At 52.2% G+C, this 19,201-nt stretch carries 18 protein-coding genes; 12 read left to right on the top strand and 6 right to left on the bottom strand.

All coding sequences use genetic code 11. The annotated features are described in order from the left end of the window. Positions 1–90 precede the first annotated feature (90 nt). Both AC07OI_RS12210 and AC07OI_RS12205 read left to right on the top strand, forming a co-directional pair. Positions 91–1,308 (top strand): DUF1444 domain-containing protein, encoded by a 1,218-nt coding sequence (locus tag AC07OI_RS12210; RefSeq protein WP_495257411.1) that lies wholly within the window; start codon positions 91–93, stop codon positions 1,306–1,308. A gap of 147 nt (positions 1,309–1,455) precedes the next feature. Beyond that, positions 1,456–1,797: an aminoacyl-tRNA hydrolase gene (locus AC07OI_RS12205; protein WP_495257410.1), complete on the top strand. Its 342-nt coding sequence runs from the start codon at positions 1,456–1,458 to the stop codon at positions 1,795–1,797. Between the two features lie 25 nt (positions 1,798–1,822). On the opposite strand, the gene AC07OI_RS12200 is transcribed toward AC07OI_RS12205, so the two are convergent. Further along, entirely contained in the window at positions 1,823–2,704 is an 882-nt protein-coding gene (locus AC07OI_RS12200; RefSeq protein ID WP_495257409.1) for a substrate-binding periplasmic protein, read from the bottom strand. Between the two features lie 360 nt (positions 2,705–3,064). On the opposite strand from AC07OI_RS12200, the gene AC07OI_RS12195 reads away from it, so the two are divergent. Beyond that, positions 3,065–3,958: a CPBP family intramembrane glutamic endopeptidase gene (locus AC07OI_RS12195; protein ID WP_495257408.1), complete on the top strand. Its 894-nt coding sequence runs from the start codon at positions 3,065–3,067 to the stop codon at positions 3,956–3,958. Between the two features lie 73 nt (positions 3,959–4,031). Here AC07OI_RS12195 and AC07OI_RS12190 read toward each other — a convergent pair whose 3' ends face one another. Beyond that, complete coding sequence (locus AC07OI_RS12190) at positions 4,032–4,952, bottom strand: LysR substrate-binding domain-containing protein (protein WP_495257407.1); 921 nt, start codon at positions 4,950–4,952, stop codon at positions 4,032–4,034. Positions 4,953–5,051: 99 nt separating this feature from the next. Between AC07OI_RS12190 and AC07OI_RS12185 the strand changes: the two genes are divergently transcribed. The 5 genes from AC07OI_RS12185 to AC07OI_RS12165 all read left to right on the top strand — a co-directional run bounded on the left by AC07OI_RS12185 (position 5,052) and on the right by AC07OI_RS12165 (position 9,446). After that, positions 5,052–5,999, top strand: a complete 948-nt coding sequence (locus AC07OI_RS12185) for an NAD-dependent epimerase/dehydratase family protein (protein WP_495257406.1) — start codon at positions 5,052–5,054, stop codon at positions 5,997–5,999. After that, entirely contained in the window at positions 5,992–6,636 is a 645-nt protein-coding gene (locus AC07OI_RS12180; RefSeq protein WP_495257405.1) for a LysE family translocator, read from the top strand. Before AC07OI_RS12185 ends, AC07OI_RS12180 begins: the two co-directional genes overlap by 8 nt. 71 nt (positions 6,637–6,707) lie before the next feature. Further along, entirely contained in the window at positions 6,708–7,919 is a 1,212-nt protein-coding gene (locus tag AC07OI_RS12175) for a basic secretory protein-like protein (protein WP_495257404.1), read from the top strand. 52 nt (positions 7,920–7,971) lie between these two features. Next, positions 7,972–8,538: a DUF922 domain-containing Zn-dependent protease gene (locus AC07OI_RS12170; protein WP_495257403.1), complete on the top strand. Its 567-nt coding sequence runs from the start codon at positions 7,972–7,974 to the stop codon at positions 8,536–8,538. Positions 8,539–8,639: 101 nt separating this feature from the next. Further along, positions 8,640–9,446, top strand: a complete 807-nt coding sequence (locus tag AC07OI_RS12165) for a hypothetical protein (RefSeq protein WP_495257402.1) — start codon at positions 8,640–8,642, stop codon at positions 9,444–9,446. An 18-nt stretch (positions 9,447–9,464) separates the two neighbouring features. Here AC07OI_RS12165 and AC07OI_RS12160 read toward each other — a convergent pair whose 3' ends face one another. Continuing rightward, complete coding sequence (locus AC07OI_RS12160) at positions 9,465–10,019, bottom strand: carboxymuconolactone decarboxylase family protein (protein ID WP_492701876.1); 555 nt, start codon at positions 10,017–10,019, stop codon at positions 9,465–9,467. Positions 10,020–10,155: 136 nt separating this feature from the next. On the opposite strand from AC07OI_RS12160, the gene AC07OI_RS12155 reads away from it, so the two are divergent. Genes AC07OI_RS12155 through AC07OI_RS12145 form a run of 3 tightly spaced genes read left to right on the top strand, consistent with a single transcriptional unit; the run spans position 10,156 to position 12,810 of the window. Then, the gene (locus tag AC07OI_RS12155) at positions 10,156–10,506 is read left to right on the top strand and encodes a winged helix-turn-helix transcriptional regulator (protein WP_492701878.1); all 351 of its coding nucleotides are present in this window, start codon (positions 10,156–10,158) and stop codon (positions 10,504–10,506) included. 20 nt (positions 10,507–10,526) lie between these two features. Beyond that, complete coding sequence (locus AC07OI_RS12150; RefSeq protein ID WP_492701880.1) at positions 10,527–11,606, top strand: tetratricopeptide repeat protein; 1,080 nt, start codon at positions 10,527–10,529, stop codon at positions 11,604–11,606. A 22-nt stretch (positions 11,607–11,628) separates the two neighbouring features. Next, positions 11,629–12,810, top strand: a complete 1,182-nt coding sequence (locus AC07OI_RS12145; protein ID WP_495257401.1) for a metallophosphoesterase — start codon at positions 11,629–11,631, stop codon at positions 12,808–12,810. A 151-nt stretch (positions 12,811–12,961) separates the two neighbouring features. Here AC07OI_RS12145 and AC07OI_RS12140 read toward each other — a convergent pair whose 3' ends face one another. The 3 genes from AC07OI_RS12140 to AC07OI_RS12130 form a co-directional block, all read right to left on the bottom strand. After that, entirely contained in the window at positions 12,962–14,086 is a 1,125-nt protein-coding gene (locus AC07OI_RS12140) for a DegT/DnrJ/EryC1/StrS family aminotransferase (RefSeq protein WP_495257400.1), read from the bottom strand. 78 nt (positions 14,087–14,164) lie between these two features. Then, positions 14,165–15,343, bottom strand: a complete 1,179-nt coding sequence (locus AC07OI_RS12135) for an MFS transporter (RefSeq protein ID WP_495257399.1) — start codon at positions 15,341–15,343, stop codon at positions 14,165–14,167. A gap of 114 nt (positions 15,344–15,457) precedes the next feature. Then, the gene (locus tag AC07OI_RS12130) at positions 15,458–16,246 is read right to left on the bottom strand and encodes a substrate-binding periplasmic protein (protein WP_495257398.1); all 789 of its coding nucleotides are present in this window, start codon (positions 16,244–16,246) and stop codon (positions 15,458–15,460) included. A 187-nt stretch (positions 16,247–16,433) separates the two neighbouring features. On the opposite strand from AC07OI_RS12130, the gene AC07OI_RS12125 reads away from it, so the two are divergent. Beyond that, the gene (locus AC07OI_RS12125; protein WP_495257397.1) at positions 16,434–19,139 is read left to right on the top strand and encodes a TonB-dependent receptor domain-containing protein; all 2,706 of its coding nucleotides are present in this window, start codon (positions 16,434–16,436) and stop codon (positions 19,137–19,139) included. Positions 19,140–19,201 lie beyond the last annotated feature (62 nt).

Below are 19,201 nucleotides of genomic sequence, written 5' to 3'. Positions count from 1 at the left end.
TCGCTGACGTTATCATACGGAAAAATGCTCTGTACCGGAAATACAGAGCCCCCTGATGTTACGATAACCATACAGCCGCTCGGGAGATTCATGGGATTCTTCGATTTATTCAAATCCAGGCCATCGACGCACAAGTTTGCCCAGATCGTCATCAAGTACGCACGCAGTCAGGGCATTGCCCAGGCCATGCATTTTGATGAGGCTGAATTCCGCCTGGTAGTGGGTGAAAATGGTTCGCACATACTTAACCTGCACAATGCCTATCGTGACTATTGTGCTGCAGCCAAGAGCCAGCGTGACCATGTACTGTTGAAATACACGGCTGGCTTGCAGGTGAACGGCATTCCCGACGATTTTGCCAGTGCCAGCAAACACCTGATGCCCAGTCTAAAACCCCGTGGCCAGGGTGAATACCTGCGCCTGACTTCGCTGATGCAGGACAAACCCATGTCCTATCAACAGGCTGCCCTGCCCTTTGGTGAAGACGCCATGCTGATGCTGGCCTATGATACTGAGCATTCCATGGCGCTGGTCAACCAGAGCAACTATGAAACCTGGAATATCAGCCTTGAAAATGCCTTGAAAGTGGCATTGGACAATTTGCGTGACCGCACCGATGACAAGTTCGTGAATCTGGGGGATGGTGTCGTCGCCGGGGTATGGGAAGATGCCTATGATTCTTCACGTATCCTGCTGCCTGATCTTATTTATCGCGCTGGTTGCGGCAGTGACCCGGTGCTGATGGTGCCAACCCGTGGCCGGCTCTTGTTATGCACAGCCAATTCCAGCACCTCACAATTAAAGATGCTGGAACATGCGCAAGCCTGCATGGAGCAGGAAGGGCGTGTGGTTTCCGCCGGCATGTACAAGCTCAGGGATGGCAAGATCGTCAGCTACACTCCGGACAATGCTGATGTGCTTGACCGGCTGAGAAATCTGCAAACCACCCAGAGGGCGGAAGACTATAGTTCACAAAAGGAATTGCTGGAAGCCCTGCATGACAAAACCGGGGAAGATGTTTTTGTCGCCAGCTATACCGTACTCAAAAATAATGATACCGACAAGCTGACCTCACTTTCTACCTGGACCCAGGGCGTGGTATCGCTACTACCAAAAACCGACCTGGTCGCGATGGTCATTCCCGGTGTCCAGGAAGGCGAATACACCAGCAAAATCCTGAGCTGGGATGACCTGTGCAGCACTGCCAGCGAACTCATGCAGAGTGTGGAAGGCTATCCTGAACGTTACCTGGTAAAGGAATTCCCTGCGCAAGACAAGCTGGATGCGGCGGCGGAGTCGACTTTGTAAGACTGCATGCAAGTGTCGTATGGTTTGCGAGATTTATATGTGCCGTGCGCGGTTGATTTTCAGTATGGCGGCAATCGGTGCGCACGGCGCACCCTACCCTGCATATTTTTCCTGTCCTGCTATTTCTATTTTTCTTGAAGCTTCATTATGAAAATGTATATCCTCGTCAAAGACGATGTGCCACTTGGTTTTGCGATGGTGGCTGTGGCGCATGCTTCTTTAGCAGGCTATCTGCGCTTTCAGGAGACTCCTGAGGTTAAAGCCTGGCTAGCCGGGCCATTTTTCAAAGCTGTATGCCGTGTCAATGCAAAGGAATTTGAAAATGCCAAGCTAGTTGAAGATCATGTGGTGCTGACTGAGTCTGCACTTGATAACCGCGAAGTTGCCATCGTTTTTAAACCGCGTGAAGAATGGCCAAAGATGTTCAAGTTTTTGAAGTTGTATCGTGATGTGCCAGTGGAAAGCCTTATAAATCACGACAATTTGTAGGGTGCGCACGGCGCGCCCTACTACATCAAGGCTTGAACCACAATTCCGGCCGGTTCAAAGGCATTTTTTCGGGACTCAGCAAGGGATTGCGCAAGGTGATGATGGTGCGGGATTTGAGATTGGCGTTTTTGATGGAAGCTTGCTGATAGCGCTGGAATATCTTTTCAAAGCTGCCGTTTTTGATCATTTCTTCAAGGCCGTTTTGTATGTCCTCGGCCATTTTTGGTTCGCGAGGGCTAACAAAGAAATACAGGGCCGAGGGGTAATATAAGGCTATGTGTTTGTCAATCACCAATTGTTGACCGGGGCGGCCATCCAGTTCAACCTGCACTTCAAATACTGAACGCGGGAAATAATCAAAGCGCCCTGCTTTGAGCATATTGAACAGGGGTTCATACGACGCAGAGGTTTTTACCGGCAGGCCATTGCTTTTCAGTATGGCGACGTCCGGCCAGTCCAGCTCTTGCCCGGCGCTGAAGGCGGCCAGGTCTTTGAGATTCTTCACGTCCTTGAAGATATTTGCATTCGCTGCCGTCAGCAGGGCGATGCGCCAACCTATCAGGCCCTTGTCTATGGGGATGCGGATGGGAATGAGCTGAGCCTCCCTTTCATCGGTACTCATGGTCCAGAGAATATCAACATTTCCCTGTGCCGAGCTCAGTTCATAGATGCCGCGTGCCTGCTGCATGGGTGCTTCGCTGGCTTGTAGCTGGTATGGCTGGCCGCTGGTTTTGATCGCCAGTTTTAAAATTTCCAGAATATAGTCACTATGCGGATCAAGCTGCGTGGATAAGCGTGGATAGCGTATGAGCTTACCTGAGTTGTTGACTGTATTGACGGCATCACTGCCACGCGCCTGGTTCAGACAAGCAAAAGTTATCCATAACAGTATCAGTAGTCTAAGCAATTTCATCTGATCAGATTTTGTGTGGATTTCGTGGCTGGCAAACCTTCTTGTCAACACTGCTGGTACGCAGTTTTAGTGTAATGCGGGCGCGCATATCCGTGTCAAGAATCAGTAACTTATTCCTTTATATTGGTAAGAAGCAGACAGAATTTAAAAAATTGCAAACAGGCTCATCTTGCCGTTGGCCTGAAGGCTCGCTTTTTATCCGCTTATTGTGCCATTCATTACCTGCTTTTCACACTTTGTCAGATCGCAGATGTAATTTTTTATCATCTGTTTATAGTGCCATGCAGTCATCCACCCGTCCGCGGGTGTGGTCGACACCAACTATACTCACAACACAATCAACGGGGGAGATTTATGACCACGGCAGAAATCAAGGCCAGCTTCAGCAAGCCTGTCTGGCATCAAAAGCTGTTGCAATACACTATCGTCAAATTTTTGCTGGCCGTGCTTATCGTCGGCATTGTGCAATTTGTCTCGCGCAAGGCGATGTCACATTTTCTGGCCGGGCCAGACTGGATGGTGTTTCGTAATATGGCGGGCATGACGCTAGGCCTGCTGAGTTATGCATTGTATGTGCGTCTCATAGAAAAACGCGCCGTCACTGAACTGGCATTATTCTCGGCCTGGAAAGAATGGCTGCTTGGCCTGGTATTGGGTGCCATGTTGTTTGTCCTGGTGTTGGGCAGTTTGTCCTTGCTGGGAGTGTTTCATGTCGATGGCTACAATGACCCGCGCCTGATGCTCAAATATCTTCCGGTATTTGTGGTGGTGGCGGTAATGGAGGAATTATTTTTCCGCGCCATCATATTCCGCATGATGGAAGAATCGCTGGGCAGTATCGTCGCTATCCTGATATCAGCACTGGCCTTTGGCTTTGCCCATGCATCCAACCCTGGAGCAACTATCTTCAGTTCGATTGCCATTGCGCTGGAAGCGGGCATTGCCTTTGGTGCAGCCTATATGCTGACGCGCCGCCTTGCATTGTGCATTGCCATGCATTTTTCCTGGAATTTTACCCAGGGCGCAGTGTTTTCTGTCGCGGTGTCCGGCACGGACAGCAAGGGCTGGTTGCAAACCCATATGACGGGTTCTGACTGGCTCAGCGGTGGTGCTTTTGGTGCAGAAGCCTCGGTGCTGGCAGTCTTGCTGGCGACGCTGATGGGCGTGGTGTTCTTGCATCTGGCCTGGAAGAAGGGCGAGTTCAAATCAGGCTTTTGGAAAAAACCGCGCAATATCGTGCCGGCATAAGGTCCGCTATGTAGCGTGTATCGCGTGCACCTTTGCGTAATCGGTCTGTAAAAGACAGTGCGCGTAGCGCGCCCTACTGTTGCAGGTAGTTTTGCATCTGTGTCATTTCATCATGCAGCCAGTTAACAAAATGATCGACCCTGACTGCTCTGCTGCTGGCAGTGACGATGCGGTAGCAATAGCGTGAGCTGAGTTGTGCGGCCGGCAGCGTACGCAGGCGGCCTTGCTGCATGTCTTCACAGGCAATGGCAACTGGTAGCAAGGCCACGCCCTGGGCCGCGACAGCGGCCTGTACCAGCAAACCGGCATGGCTGTAATTTTGTGCAAAGTCATGTGGCTGCTTATTTTCTTGCTTCAGCAAATCATGGTTTTGCAACAGACGTATCCAGTTTTCCGGCGTGCCTTCATACAATAGCGGGTAACGCAACAAGCGCTTCAGGTCAGGCTCTTGACGTGCACGGTTATCTTTGTCGCTCAGCATGGCAGGGCTATACGCCAACAATAATTGTTCGCGCCACAGCAGGCTGGCTTCATCCCCTTCGACAAACAGCTGATGGCGTATGGCGATATCACATTGACCCTGGCCGGGGTCAACCACGGCATCATTGGAGTCGATACGGATATCAATATCAGGATGCAATTGTGTATAACGATGCAAGCGCGGCACCAGCCATTTCATGGCGAAGGAGTGGGTGCAAGAGATACGCAGGCTATCGTTTGCGCTGTCTTCACGCAGAGCGGCGACCTTGGTATGCAGGTCGCGCAGTAGCTGACTGACGGTGCCGGCAAATTCCATCCCTTTTTCTGTCATGCTCAGATGCCGCGCATGGCGGGCGAACAGGGCAAAGCCCAGTTGCTGTTCCAGCTGCTTGATATTCTGGCTGACAGCTGCCGGGGTCTTGTGGAGTTCATGCGCAGCCAGTTTGAAGCTGCACCAGCGCGCTGCGCATTCAAAGTCCACCAGCAAGGATAGATTACGTATGGGTTCTTGCATATTGAGATAGTTTTACTTAGTCATGACATCAATATTAATCGTTTGTCGCCATTCTTTGTTAAGCACATGATCTCCTTTTACATATGAAAGGCATATCCCATGCATAAGAATATCTTGATTATAGGCGGCACCCGCTTTTTTGGAAAACAATTGGTCAGACGCCTGCTGGCAAAAGGCCACAGCGTCACTATCGCCACCCGTGGCCAGACGCCAGATGACTTTGGCGACGTCGTGCAACGCCTGCAAGTAGACAGGCGTGACGAGGCTGCCATGCACACAGTGTTTGCCAAAGCCAGCTACGACCTGGTGTATGACCAGATGTGTTACAGCCCGCTGGATGCAGCAATTGCACTGGATGTATTCACCAGCAAGGTCGGGCGTTATGTGATGTCATCCACCATAGAAACCTATCGCCATTTGATCGGTAATATCAAACGGCCATTGCGTGAAGATGATCTGGACCTGAGCAAAGTCAGCATCAACTGGCAATATCCCTGGCGCGACCCGGCGCTGGCAGATACCAGCTATGCAGCAGGTAAATTGCAGGCAGAAGCTGTGTTAATGCAGGATGGTCGCTTGCCGGTTGTCAGCTTGCGCATCGCCCATGTGCTGGCAGCACAGGATGACTTTACCGGCAGGCTGGCCAACTATATACGCACCGTACAGCAAGGTCAGCCCTTACATCATCTGGCAGGCGCGGGGCGCACGTCATTCCTGAATGTAGAGGCGATCGTCCATGCCATGCTATGGGCCGGGGAGACAGATTTTCTGGGGCCGGTGAATCTGGCTTGTGAAGGCAGTTTATCGGCACCGCAATTACATGAGCGCATCGCGCATTTAATGGGCAAGCCCGCGCTACTGCACGTCGCCGACAATCAAGAAAAAGAAAACAGCCCCTTTGATTACGCCCATGACTATGTGATGGATACGACACGTGCGCGCAAACTGGGATATGAATTTTCTGCAGTAGATGACTGGCTGGATAAATTGATACTGGACTTGCATGTCCATCTGCAAACTGTAGAAGCAGAGGCGCAACATGCCTGATCAGACTTCATTACTGAGTTTCATCCTGGCAGCCAGCCTGGTCATCATCATACCTGGCCCGGCCACCTTGCTGGTGGCCGGATATGCGAAGCTATCTGCCAAACGTGCTGCAACCGCCGTGGCGGGCATCATCTGCGGCGATGTCTTGCTGATTGCACTGTCGGCAGCAGGTTTTGCTGTACTCATGCAAAGTCTGCCCTGGCTATTGCCCACAATGCGCCTGCTGGGGGCCACGTATTTGCTGTACCTGGGTTTTATGCTCTGGCGTGGCAGTACCAGACAAAACCAGAAGGAGTTGCAGGGAGAGCAGCAGGAAACTGCCATACCGCAGCAATCGGGCTTTGCACGCGGATTATTGATCACGCTCAGCAATCCCAAACCTGTGCTGTTTTTTTCCACTTTCTTCCCTTTGTTCATTCCAGGTGGGCACGGCAATACCGTGCAAAGTTTCGTCGCGCTGGGCGTGGTATTTGAAATGCTCAACCTGCTGTATTTTGTATTTTTGTGCAGCCTGCTGAAATGGACGACCAGGCTGCTGGCGCAGCACCGGTTTGCCTGCTTGCCCAATGGTAGCGTGCAAAAATTCTGTGCCTGTGGATTGATGTTGTGCAGTATGGGAATGCTCTGCTATCTATGAAGTAAAAGATAACGTAAAGGCGCTATCCTTATTTTTTCTTATAGAATGCTGGCATATTCAATAACTTCCTGATGGCATCCATGCGAACCTTCCTGATCTCCACAACAGTAGCAATAGGCTTCAGCCTGCTGTACAACTTGCCAGTCGCTGCGGCAGAAACAGGCAAGTTGCCTGCACAAATGCACCTGACCCGCGTTGCTGCAGACAAATGGCGCGCAGACTATAGCTTCAGCGAAGCGATATCCAGATTCACCATGCCTGCTGCGGGCGACTACCGCAGCACTGCCTGGAAGCCGCTGACAACCGGTGTACGCTATCAGGCAGAACAGTCTCCCCAGCCTGATCAGCAGATGGACAGCTATATCCTTGCGCAGCCCCTGCGCCAGCTCAGCTTTGAAATCACTGCCTACAATGGCTTTGCGCCAAAAAACTATGCCCCAAACAACCGCTTCAGCGATGGTGGCGCAGGTATCTATATGGGATTTTTTGATGGTGACGTGCAGGAAGGCGGCAAGACGCGAGGCATGAATTTGACCGTCAGCTACCGGGGGCTGCCTGGTGAGACCATCATTCCCACCCCTGCGTTTGCTGATGCAGAACGCAGCTTGCGTGCCTATGCTTATTTCGGGCCACAAAAACCCGTCTCCGCTGGCACGGCCAAACTGATTCTGGATCCGGCCACGCCTGAATGGCTTGCCAAACTTATCCTTGATACTACCAGCAGCATGTCGGCCTATTTTTCCAGTACCTACCAGAAAACTCTCTTGCGTGAACTGGTGTTGATGGTTTCTGTCACTGATACGAGCAGTCCGGGTTTCTCCATGAAAGGTGGTGCGACGAACGGGCAAATCACTTTCCGCCTCAGCGGCAAAGCCATGCTCAACGAACATCCTGCGATACGCCGCATGGTACAAAAATTGGTCGCCCATGAAATGGCACATATCTGGCAAGAAAATGTCAGCCAGGGTGGCGTAGGTGATGAGCCCGCCTGGATACATGAAGGCGGCGCGGAAGCGATGGCAATGGACGCACTGAAAAATACGGCAATCTGGACAGCAGAAGAAGCTGCCACTTATCAGGCAAACGCCAGCGCCACCTGCAAAAAAATCACCAGCCAGAGTGATCCCTACAATTATGCCTACGCATGCGGCCTGCAAAAATTCACGGACCTGAATGTAGACATCCCCGTGCTATGGCGTAACCTGATCAGCGAAACAGGGCAAAGCGGCCAGCCTTACAGTGAAGCAATGCTGAGCAGCGTCAGCCAGCGTTTGCGCAAATAATTGCGACGTTACCCGGCTTGGTCTTTACCCATGAATTATTAAAGGGCTTCATATGCTCATCAAAAAACTGTTTCTGCTGACCATGCTGCTTGGCAGTTCCCTAGTCAGGGCAGAAGTTGTAGAAACCCTCAACTACACCATGTATGCCGTCAAACCTGAGGCAGGTAGCTCACTGCTCAAGGCCATTAATGCCGCCACACCTATCCGCGAAGGAGATAAAAAGTATCATGGTTTCACCAGGTGGGATGTGCGCTGGAAATATAATTACGACACTTCAAGCTCAGGAATTTGCAAGGTCAAATCGGTCTCTGTCACTTTGACGACCATGATTACCTTGCCAGAATTAAGCAGCAATGATGAAACAGCCGTACGTCAATTCGCAAACTACTTGCCTGCCTTGAAAAAACACGAGCTTGGGCATTTGCAGATTGCGCAAGAAGCAGCCAGAAAAATTGAACAAAGCCTGTTGCGGCAACCCGGCTTGTCCAATTGCGAGCAATTAAAAACCGCACTGAATGAACGTGGCAATGCACTGGTTGCAGAAGCGAAAACCCAGGGTAAAGAATATGACGAACAGACACAGCATGGTAAAACCCAGGGAGCATATTTAAAAAACTGATAGCCTGGGCCTGCAAATTGTGAGCAAATGCAAGTCTGGTTTGTCGCATGCAATCCAGCTGTTATCGTGCGTGGCATGTCACACACTCCTGCAGAATAAACATGCCAACCATCACCCATCAGCAAGCCCTGGATAAACTGGCCGCGCACCAGCTGGTACAAGTCATCGAAGATGATGTCGCAAGCCTGACAGCGACGGCCATGAGTTATGCCAAGCATGACCAGCAGATAACCGTGGCAGGCCATGTATTGCCCCTGCTGCTGGGGCGCTGGAATTGTGTGCTCAATGCAAACGATGCTGAAGTCAGCCCGGGCTACAGGGACAAGACTGCACTGGCGCTTGCACTGCTCTTGCATAAGCATGGTATCGCTGAGTCTGTAATTACCCAGCGTGCCCTGCAGGCCGTTGATAATCTGAATGCAGCTGTCGCCCTCAGCGATGCATTTTTCAGGAACACAGATGCCATCAAGTCTTTATTGAGCAGCCCGGTGCAGCCACTGAAGAAGCGGCCATCTACCAGGGACAGCCTGACATTTCTGCGTGCCCAGGACGTCATCGTCATCCAGCTTGAGCAATACTATTACGCCGCCTATGTACACGAGATCACGGGTTTTAATGCCTACCCCATTGTCGAGTTTTACCATGCGCGTTTTGAACACAGGCCAGACATGGCAGCCTTGCAGGGATGTGCTGCGCAGGGCGAAACCTATAATGATGGCAAAACACGTATCTCACTGCATGCAGTCATTGGCATGCGTCATGTGCCTGATCCGGCTAACCAGTTCCACCTGATTGCCACGGGTATCACTGAAAAGCCAGACCAAAGCCAACTGGCAGCATCAGTTGGCTTGCATACGATCAGCGACTTGTTCCAACTACAAGGCATGATGCGCAAGACTGGCATCTGAATTTGTTTTTCAGCATCTTCACCTGTACTGCGCAAAGCGTGCTGCAAAACTTTCCAGCTCCACCTTTGTGGCATTGGTGATGAAGGATACAGTGTGATAGCTGCCGGTCAGGCTAATGATTTCCAGTATCTGTTCCTGGCTGAAATGCTGCTCCAGCTTTGCCCACAAGGCATCCGTCATCGTTGAGCTGGCATGCAATTCATCGACGGCTTTGAGCAGGAGTATTTCACTGCCTGATAAGGCCGTCAGTTCAGGCTCATCGCTGAGCGTGGCTGCAATATCTTCCTTGCTCAATCCTGCCTTGGCGGCAAACAGGGTGACATGTACCCCCCATTCATATTCCGAATCGCAGCGGGCACAAGTGCGCAAGATGACCAGCTCACGTTCACGCAAGGAGACAGTCCCCTTGTCCAGCAAGTTGCCAGCAAACATGCGTAGCAAAACCCGCTTGTTATGCGCCTGCGTGCGAAATAGTTTCAAGGGTGGCATGCCAGGAGGCATGATACGGCTGAAAGCCTGGTCTACTTCTGCATCGTAGGGTGGCTCCATTGGAGCAATTCTTGGCATGTCCATCGTCTTCTCCTGAAAAAGTACGCAACAAGGCAACAGGCAAATACCGGCCCGCATCGCTCAGTGCTAGAATTCATGATTCGCTACGTTATTAGTAGCAACAGCATAGCGCTACATTTAACGTAGCGCAAGGAAAAATATGACGACACCAAAACCAAGGCAGCCCGTCAGGGGATCACAAACTGGCCGCCCTATCATGGCCTTGCTGGACTTGCTGGGCCGCCGCTGGGCTTTGCGCATGATCTGGGAACTGCGTGGTGAGCCACTGAGTTTTCGCGAACTACGCGAGCGCTGCGATGCCATGTCCCCCACGGTACTCAACCAGCGCCTGCGCGAGCTGCGAGAAACCCGCATCATAGAAATGGGGACCGCAGGTGGTTATAGCCTTAGCCCTTCAGGGCAAACGCTGATGCAGGCAATGATGCCCTTGCTGGCCTGGTCGGAAGAATGGCAGCAGATGCTGGATATGACCGGGGAAGAGGAACGTTGATTTCACCCATGCCAAGTAAGATGAATTACACTAGCAATCTACCAGAAACCCGCGTCTGCATGACCATATCGCCATCCATGTTCAAATCAACACTCTTTGCTGCCCTGCTCTCCACCCAGATATTGACAGCAAGTGCAGCCACTGCGCCGGTCGCACCAGCCAAACCCGATGTGGCGGCAGCAGCCTTTAGAGAGGGCAATTTTGCACTGGCTTTTCAGGACTGGAGTACACGGGCAGAGAATGGTGAAGCTGCAGCCCAGCATAATCTGGGCACCCTGTATCTGAACGGCAAAGGCCCGGACAAGGATGAAGCCAAGGCCATGGAATGGTTCCAGAAAGCAGCCACAGCCGGTTATGCCAGATCACAATTCAATCTGGCAGAGGGTTACAGACTGGGCATAGGCATGGAAAAAGACATGGCGCAAGCCCTGATCTGGTATCAAAAAGCAGCCGCACAGGGCCTGGCCAGCGCCCAGGTAACGCTGGGTATTCTCCATGAATTGGGGCTGGGCATGCCCAAGGATATGGAACAAGCCACCAAATTGTACAGAGCCGCCGCTGACCAGCATGATGCCGAAGCCCAGTTCCGCCTGGCCCGCATATTTGCCCTGGGCCTGGGTACTGAAGTCGATCAGCGTGTTGCCAATATCTATGCGGCGGCTGCCGCCGACCAGGGGCATCCCCAGGCACAAACTTATCTGGCAACCCAATATCTGTCTGGTGCCAGCATGCCCCGCGATGTGAATCTGGCCATCCACTTGCTGGCGCAAGCTGCCCGCCAGGGTCATGCACGTGCCTTTGCCTGGCTGGGCAATATCTACAGCGAAGGCAATGGCATTGCTGCCGACCTGCCACGCGCCTACCTGTATTTCACGATCGCCGACAGACTCGATACCGAGAAAGAAATGCAGGACATGCCCAATAAACAAAAACTGGGCCTGGCCTTTCGCCTGAAAACAGAGGACATACAACAGGCTGTGACACTGGCTAGCGAATGGCAACTCGGCAACCTGCCACCCAAGCTGGTCTTGCCTGCACTGAAAACGAACAAAGCCAAGCCGGAGATTTATCAGGGCGAGGTTTATTATTTAAAGAACTAAGCGCCCCCCTTCCAGAATGATCATGTCCGTATTGTCGTCACCATCTCACCTTCGTTCAACAACATTGCGCAGTGCCGTCGCCGTTTTCAGCAGCCTGTTATTGTTGAGTACGGCATTCGCGCAAAATGCCGCACCGCCATCACCGCCAGTCACTGGCATCAATGATGGCCCTTACGCCTTTTACCAGTCTCCCAATCAAATCGACAAGGGTGGACTGGATGTGAACTGGATATGCAATGATCAATTGCAAAAACAAAGTTTCACCGCTTCTGCCAACATCAGCCTGCCTGCGCCTTGCGGCTATCCGCAGGCATTGACGATACGTCCGGCTGCAACTGCCTTCCCTGCCAGCATCAAATTCAATGCTGACAAAGTCGCCGCTATCAGCGACATCCACGGCCAGTTTGACCTCATGCTCAAGCTCTTGCAGGGTAATGGCATCATCAACCAGGACTGGCAATGGACATACGGCAAAGGCCATCTCGTCATCGCCGGTGACGTGCTGGACCGTGGGCCCAAGGTCACCGAAGCCCTGTGGCTGCTGTATGCACTCGAAGCCCAGGCCAGCGCCGCCGGTGGTGGCGTGCATCTGTTACTGGGCAACCATGAAGCCATTTCCATGGCTGGCGACGTACGCTACCTGAATAAAAAATATGCCGCCGTTGCTCAGCATCTGAATACCAGCTATCAGCAAATGTTTGACAACAGCAGCGTGCTGGGTCGCTGGTTGCGCAGCAAGCCCGTCATCATCCAGGTCAACGACATGCTGTTCATGCATGGCGGCCTGCATCCCGACCATCAAAACCTCAACATGAGCCTGCAACAAATCAATGAGAAATACCGCAGCACGCTGGGTTTGAGCAAGGCGCAAGTCAAGACCGATGATGTACTGAGCTGGTTATACGGCAGCATAGGGCCACTCTGGTATCGCGGCTATTTCACTGCACCAAAACTACCAGTGGACGACCTCAATAAAGTGCTGCAACAACTCAAGGTCGAACGCATCGTCGTCGGCCACACCACCATGGACGGCGTGTATTCGCACTACCAGGGCAAAGTCATCTCCATCGATTCAGGTATCAAGGGCGGCGTCAAAGGTGAAATGCTATTCTGGGATAAAGGCCAGCTCAGCAAGGCCGGCGTGGACGGGCAAAAAGTGGCGGTGCCGGATGCGCCGGAGAAACGTAAGGATGCGGGCGATTGAGTCAGTATCAAGACTACCCATACCAAAGCCATACTCTTGACGTAGGGCGCATTGCAATGCGCCGCATGTGATATCGAAATAGTGGCAATCTGTTTATCAAACAAACATGCGGCGCAGACCATAGCACCCTGCAAGACCTACGGTGTCGGTATCACCCCAGCAACACCCTCTTCACCACCCCACAAATCTCATCCACATCCCCCACCGTCAAACCCACATGCAGGGGCAGGGTAACTGTCTCGCGGGCAATGCGTTCTGCATTGGGGAACATGCCCTCGGCATAGCCAAAACTCTTGCCTACGGTAGTCAGGTGGCAGGCTTCATAGGAGACACCAGTGCCTATGCCAGCATCATGCAAGACGGCACGGAAACTGTTGCGGGTGTGGCCAAAATTTTCGTAAGGGATGAGGACGCAAAACATATTCCAGGTTTGCTCTGGCTGCCCCTGGGGTGGCAGCACGATGCCCGGGATGTGCGGGAAGCTAGCGAAGTAACGTTCTGCCAGCACCTGGCGCCGGGCCATGAAGTCGTCGAACTGTGCCAGTTGGTGCAAGCCTATCACGGCGGATACATCCGACATATTGAACTTGCCGCTTGCCTCTACCACATCGCGGGTCTGGTCTGGCAGTTTGGCGATGCCGTGGAAACGCAGTACATCTATCCGCTGTGCTTCTGCTTCATCGTTGACGACGATGGCACCACCTTCTATCGTCGTCATGTTTTTGTTGGGATGGAAGCTGAAGATGGCGATGTCACCAAATGAGCCCACAGGCTTGCCCTGCCACTTCGAACCTTGCACCAGCGCGGCATCTTCTATGACCCGCAGTTTGTATTTTTTTGCCAGCGCATACAGCGCATCCATATCGCCGAGCGCACCGGGAAAATGGGTAGGCATGATGGCTTTTGTTTTAGGCGTAATGGCAGCTTCGACCTGAGCCAGGTCGATGGTGCGTGTGACCAGATCACAATCTACAAATACTGGTTTGGCACCGCATTTGACGATCATGTTCATGGCGGAGAAAAAACTTTGCGCCGAAGTGATGACTTCATCGCCCTCACCTATATTGCATAGTGCCAGCGCCACCTCCATCGCACCCGTGGCCGAGGTTAACAACCTGGTGGGCCGATGTCCAAAAGTCTGCGACAGTGCCTGCTCAAGTTCGCTGACCTTGGGGCCAGTGGCGATCCAGTTGGAACGCAATACATCGGCCACGGCCTGTATGCTGGCTTCTGATAATTGTGGCTGGGCGAATTTATGATAGGCAGATGAAGTCATGGAAAAAGACCAATGCTAAAAAAATGAAGAGTTATTGTAGCTGAAGATTTTTAAGGGCTACTTTAGAGGTCAAACCAGTCAAGCTGACTGTTCCGCAAACAGCTTGAGTCTGGCACTGGCCGCAACCAGCAGCATGGCGATACCCAGACCGGCAAAAGCCATGTTCAGGCTGATTGCATGTGCGACAAAACCTATCAGGGCCGGGCCAGCCAGTACACCTGCGTAACCTATCGTGGTGATGGCACCGATGGCCAGGCTGGCAGGCATGGCATTTTGCTTGCCTGCGGCGCTAAACAAGATGGGTACGATATTTGATGCACCTATGCCAATCAAGATAAAACCCAGAATGGCAATAACAGGTGAGCTTGCCAGTACGGCTGCAAAAAAACCTGCCGCCGCACACACGCCCCCCGTCAGCATGACCAGCTTGCCACCCAGACGCTGTACCACGCGGTCGCCCGTCAGGCGGCCCAGGGTCATGGCGATGGAGAATGCGGCATAGCCTATGCCGCCCTGCCCAGCTTCCAGCCCACGGCCTGCAGTCAGCAATAAGGCGCCCCAGTCAAGCAAGGCACCTTCGGCCAGAAAGACTACAAAGCACAGGACACCGATGAAGATCACTGCGCCATGCGGGATCACGAATTGCGGGCCATCGCGATCAGAGGCATCTGGCTCGTGCAACAGGCTGGGGCTGGCAATCCCCAGCATCAGCGCCACCAGCAGGCCAAGGCAGATACTGGCGGCCAGTGTGTTCATGCCCAGCCATAACAACAAGGCCATGGTGCCCGCACCAAGAAAACCGCCAGCGCTGAACATGCCATGAAAGCCAGACATCAATGCTGCGCCACTGTTTCTTTCAACAATCACTGCCTGTATATTCATGGCCACATCCAGCGTGCCTACCGACGCACCAAACAGGAATAGTGTCAGACCAAACAGCAAGGGGCTGCTCACTATTGCCAGACAAGGCAGGATCACGCAGGTCAAAGCACCTGCAGTCAAAATCACCTGGCGGCAACCAAAGTGTGCTGACAGCATGCCTGTCATGGGCATGGCAGATAAAGAGCCACCGCCAAGGCAGAGCAAGAGCAAACCCAGCGTCGCCTCATCCAGCCCCAGCCTGTCTTTGGCATAGGGCACCAACGGTGCCCAGGCAGAAACAACCAGGCCAGCAGCCAGAAAAGCCAGACGGGTGGACAGGCGTTGTGCAGAATCTGTTTTATTGACGGGAATTACTTTGCTTCGAATTTCAGGCATGAGATTGCTTGGGTACTTACCGTTTTTATAAACGGCAAAGAAATTGTTTTATGATGAAAGCGTATCTTACCGCATGCCAGATGCAGGGTAAGCATGACGCACGCCATTCGACATTCAAGGCTCTGGTTTTGTCCATTTCTTTTCTATGGCCACATACACACCATTCGCCCTGATCTGGCGCAAACCCTGGTCAAGTGCATTGGCATAGCGAGTGGATTCCGGGCGGCGTTTTGAAAAACTGACATACAGATTGTCTTCAACCAAGATGCCAGCCTGTTGAATTTTTCCTTTGAATTCTTCTGCGTGGGTACTCGTCAGGTAATCGGCAATGCGGGTATAGATCAGGGAATAATCAGAGCGACCAAGCAAGAGTTTGCGCAGATTGGACAAATCATTGGGCGCAGGTTCTCGAACGATACGGGTATCACTTTCAAATACCGTGCCATAGGTATAGCCGTGGGTCACGCCTATGACATATTTATGCAGATCCTGAACGTTGAATTTGTTACCTCTGTTTTGCAGACTCTCAGTTCTGGCGTAGATGCCGACACTGGCCTTGAAGATGGCTTCTTTGTGGAAAAGAAAATCATGTTCCAGCTTGACGTCTTTAAGACTGTCAAAACAGCCCAGCTCCTGCCCGCTTTGTACCAGCATCAGGCAGCGTGAATAGGGAGTCGCAATGAATTTCACATCGATATTGACAGCAGCGTAGGCAGCCTTGATCACATCAACAGCAAAACCACGGTTTTGCCCATCCTTGACTGCCGAGTACGGGTACCAGCTATCTTCACCGACAAGCGTGATGGTCTCGGCATGGCTGTAAGCGCTGCCAAGAAAACTGCAGCAGCACAGCAAGGCGCTGATGAATCTGGACAGGATTTTTTTTGAAGAAGCTGCGCGCATACTGATTTGGATGATGACGAGACCACTTGCCAGAGTGTGCCATACATTCTCTATAGAGATGTTGATTTAAGTCGCACATCTGCCGTCAATACCAATCATGCTATGCATGTTGATATACGGATATATTCGTTTTCTTATAAATATATCCTTGATATTTTTCGGTCTTCGTTCATTTCTGAGAAGACCCATGCAACATAAAAACCACCTCCACAAACCTGCGTTGACACCCATGGCAGCGTGTCTTCTGGCGCTTTTTTACAGCCAGACTTATACCAGTGCCGCCTTTGCCCAGGCGGCAGAAAGCAAATCAGAATCTGTCGTCATCACCGGTTCACGCATACCGCGCGCCAGCCTCGAAGGGCCAGCGGCAGTGACCATCATCACTGCAGAAGAAATCACCAGGCAGGGCTACAAGAATGTCTATGACGCAATCAACAACTCGGTGCAAAACTCTGGCTTTACCCAGGGCGAAGACTTCGGCAATACCTTCACGCCTTCCGCCAACACCATCAGCCTGCGCGGTCTGGGGCCTAACCATACACTGATACTGCTGGACGGCAGACGCATGGCTGATTTCCCTATCGCTTACGAAGGTACGGTCAATTTCACCAACCTGGCGAATATCCCGTCTAATATTGTAGAGCGCATAGAGATCCTGAACGGTGGGGCATCTGCGATTTATGGCTCAGATGCGATTGCAGGTGTAGTCAACATCATTCTGAAAAAGCAAAGTCAGGGTTATAACCTGAATGTCAAACTGGGCGATACCGACCGTGGTGGTGGCAGCAACAAGCGCGTGCAATTCTCTGGCACAGCCAATGTCGATCAGTTGCGCAGTCTGTTCAGTCTGGAATACAGCGAGCGTGAACCGCTGCGTGCGACCCAGCGCGATTTCATGGCCACCCGCAGCACACCCAGCGCGACCTTGTACCGCAAGGATATCAAGTCTGGCAAATACCTGGATCTGGGTGATGCCTGTAGCCAGCTCGGTGATCTTTTTGAAGGCACGCAGATCAGCTATAAAACCAGCAAGGGCAGCTATTGCGCCAGTCCCCGCCTGAGCCCCATGCACTGGAGTGTGCAAACCAAAAATCAGAGTCTGAATTTTTTCTCCAGCAGTAACCTGGATTTGAACGCAGACACTACTCTGTTTGCCGATATTTTACTGGGCAAGAACAAGACAGAAAACGACACGCGTTCGCCAAGCTGGGTTTCGTCCTCGACCAACCAGAGTTATTTCTGGAACAAGAACAGCAATGCCTATGAAGCCTGGAGCAAGATATTTGCACCGGAGGAAATCAATGGCGTGAACCGGTTCAACCGCCTGTGGGATGACCAGTCTGCGGGTATCAATCTGGGTATCAAAGGCGTTATCCCTGGCACGCAATGGAACTATGAAGCAGCCTATAGCGCGTCAGCTTACCGCAGCGAAAACGTGGTACCACGCACGCTGGCAAACATAGACCAGTTTTTCCTGGGCCCCAAGCTGGGGCTGGACCAGGCCGGTATCGCCATCTATGCACCGGACCCTAAACGCCTGACGCAAAGACTGACACCAGCAGAATTTGAGCAGATCACAGGAGCATCACGCAGCTCTGACAGTTCGCGCACCCAGACCCTGAGCCTGGCAGTCAATACAGAGCTGTGGAAGTTGCCCGCAGGCGCGGTCAAGACTGCAGGCATAGCCGAGATAGGCCGCCAGAGCTTTGATAACCTGCCTGACCCCAGGGTCAATCAGGGTGTGTTCAATACTGTCACCAAATCAGATGATGTACGTGGCTCGCGTCAGCGTTACGCGCTGGGTGCCGAAGTCTATGTACCTCTGCTCAAAGAGCTTACCGCCAGCCTGGCTGGTCGCTACGATGATTATCACTTCGCTGGACGCAAGGATGGCAATCTGACCTATAACGGTGGCCTCGAAATTCGCCCGACCTCTGAGCTTTTATTGCGCGCCAATTACGCCACCAGCTTCCGCGCACCAGACATGAACTACATCTTCAAGGCACGTGGCACAGGTTATTATTCGAGCTCCACCGACTACTACCGCTGCAAGGCTGAAGGCCAGGAACTCAAGGATTGTGATTACGCGAATTATTCACCAGGTGCAAACTATGTACAGTTTGGCAGCCCTGACCTGAAGTCAGAAAAAGGCAAATCCTTTGGCCTTGGCGTGGTCTGGTCACCCAGCAACCAGTTTGATGTCTCGCTGGATTACTGGAACATCAAGATCAGCGATATGGTGGTCAACCTGAGTGCTGACCAGCTCTTGCGCGATGAAGCCGATTGCCGTACCGGCAAACGCGATATCGCTTCCAGCCTGTGTGCCGATACCATCAACCGCATCAAGCGTTATCCAAAAGATGCGCTGAGCCATGCGGGTGAGATACAAGAGATCTGGGTTAACCCCATCAATGCTGCTTACCAGGCTACCAGTGGTATCGACATCAGCGGCAAGTATCAGTTGAAAACCAGCGCTTATGGCAGCTTCAGCATCAAGGCCAATTACAGCAAGACCTTGAGCAAAAAATCCAAGCAGTTTGAAGGCGATGCCCTGTATGACGACCTGGCCGACCTTGGCAATAGCGACTGGCGCGACAAGCTCATTACCAGCATTAACTGGGCAAAAGGGGATTTTTCAAATACCCTGACGGTAACCCGGTATGGCAAGATACCAAATGGCTCTGGTCAGTATTACCTGTCACCTACCGGCATCGCCAACTGGAGCACTGTGTATCAGGCCAATAAAAACCTGACCGTATCTGTCATCGTCAACAATGTCTTTAACAAGATCAAGTATGACTATAGCGGCGGCTGGCCTAACTACCCGGTTGGATCTTTCAATCCGTTTGGCCGCCAGGGCTGGGTAGAGGTGAATTACAAGTTTGGTGCCTGATGATATGAATCTCCTCTCTCTTCAAGGGAGAGGTCGGATGAGGGATAGGTTGCGGTTGGCCA

Source organism: Undibacterium sp. GW821-FHT07F11 (genome assembly GCF_059418665.1).
The sequence above is the reverse complement of the archived record's forward strand: the minus strand, read 5'-3'. Positions and strand labels throughout refer to the sequence as shown.

Excerpts from the sequence above, each read along its gene's own strand:
- AC07OI_RS12210 (WP_495257411.1), top strand. The coding sequence starts at position 91 with ATGGGATTCTTCGATTTATTCAAATCCAGGCCATCGACGCACAAGTTT.
- AC07OI_RS12205 (WP_495257410.1), top strand. The coding sequence starts at position 1,456 with ATGAAAATGTATATCCTCGTCAAAGACGATGTGCCACTTGGTTTTGCG.
- AC07OI_RS12195 (WP_495257408.1), top strand. The coding sequence starts at position 3,065 with ATGACCACGGCAGAAATCAAGGCCAGCTTCAGCAAGCCTGTCTGGCAT.
- AC07OI_RS12190 (WP_495257407.1), bottom strand. The coding sequence starts at position 4,952 with ATGCAAGAACCCATACGTAATCTATCCTTGCTGGTGGACTTTGAATGC.
- AC07OI_RS12185 (WP_495257406.1), top strand. The coding sequence starts at position 5,052 with ATGCATAAGAATATCTTGATTATAGGCGGCACCCGCTTTTTTGGAAAA.
- AC07OI_RS12180 (WP_495257405.1), top strand. The coding sequence starts at position 5,992 with ATGCCTGATCAGACTTCATTACTGAGTTTCATCCTGGCAGCCAGCCTG.
- AC07OI_RS12175 (WP_495257404.1), top strand. The coding sequence starts at position 6,708 with ATGGCATCCATGCGAACCTTCCTGATCTCCACAACAGTAGCAATAGGC.
- AC07OI_RS12170 (WP_495257403.1), top strand. The coding sequence starts at position 7,972 with ATGCTCATCAAAAAACTGTTTCTGCTGACCATGCTGCTTGGCAGTTCC.
- AC07OI_RS12165 (WP_495257402.1), top strand. The coding sequence starts at position 8,640 with ATGCCAACCATCACCCATCAGCAAGCCCTGGATAAACTGGCCGCGCAC.
- AC07OI_RS12160 (WP_492701876.1), bottom strand. The coding sequence starts at position 10,019 with ATGGACATGCCAAGAATTGCTCCAATGGAGCCACCCTACGATGCAGAA.
- AC07OI_RS12155 (WP_492701878.1), top strand. The coding sequence starts at position 10,156 with ATGACGACACCAAAACCAAGGCAGCCCGTCAGGGGATCACAAACTGGC.
- AC07OI_RS12150 (WP_492701880.1), top strand. The coding sequence starts at position 10,527 with ATGAATTACACTAGCAATCTACCAGAAACCCGCGTCTGCATGACCATA.
- AC07OI_RS12145 (WP_495257401.1), top strand. The coding sequence starts at position 11,629 with ATGTCCGTATTGTCGTCACCATCTCACCTTCGTTCAACAACATTGCGC.
- AC07OI_RS12140 (WP_495257400.1), bottom strand. The coding sequence starts at position 14,086 with ATGACTTCATCTGCCTATCATAAATTCGCCCAGCCACAATTATCAGAA.
- AC07OI_RS12135 (WP_495257399.1), bottom strand. The coding sequence starts at position 15,343 with ATGCCTGAAATTCGAAGCAAAGTAATTCCCGTCAATAAAACAGATTCT.
- AC07OI_RS12130 (WP_495257398.1), bottom strand. The coding sequence starts at position 16,246 with ATGCGCGCAGCTTCTTCAAAAAAAATCCTGTCCAGATTCATCAGCGCC.
- AC07OI_RS12125 (WP_495257397.1), top strand. The coding sequence starts at position 16,434 with ATGCAACATAAAAACCACCTCCACAAACCTGCGTTGACACCCATGGCA.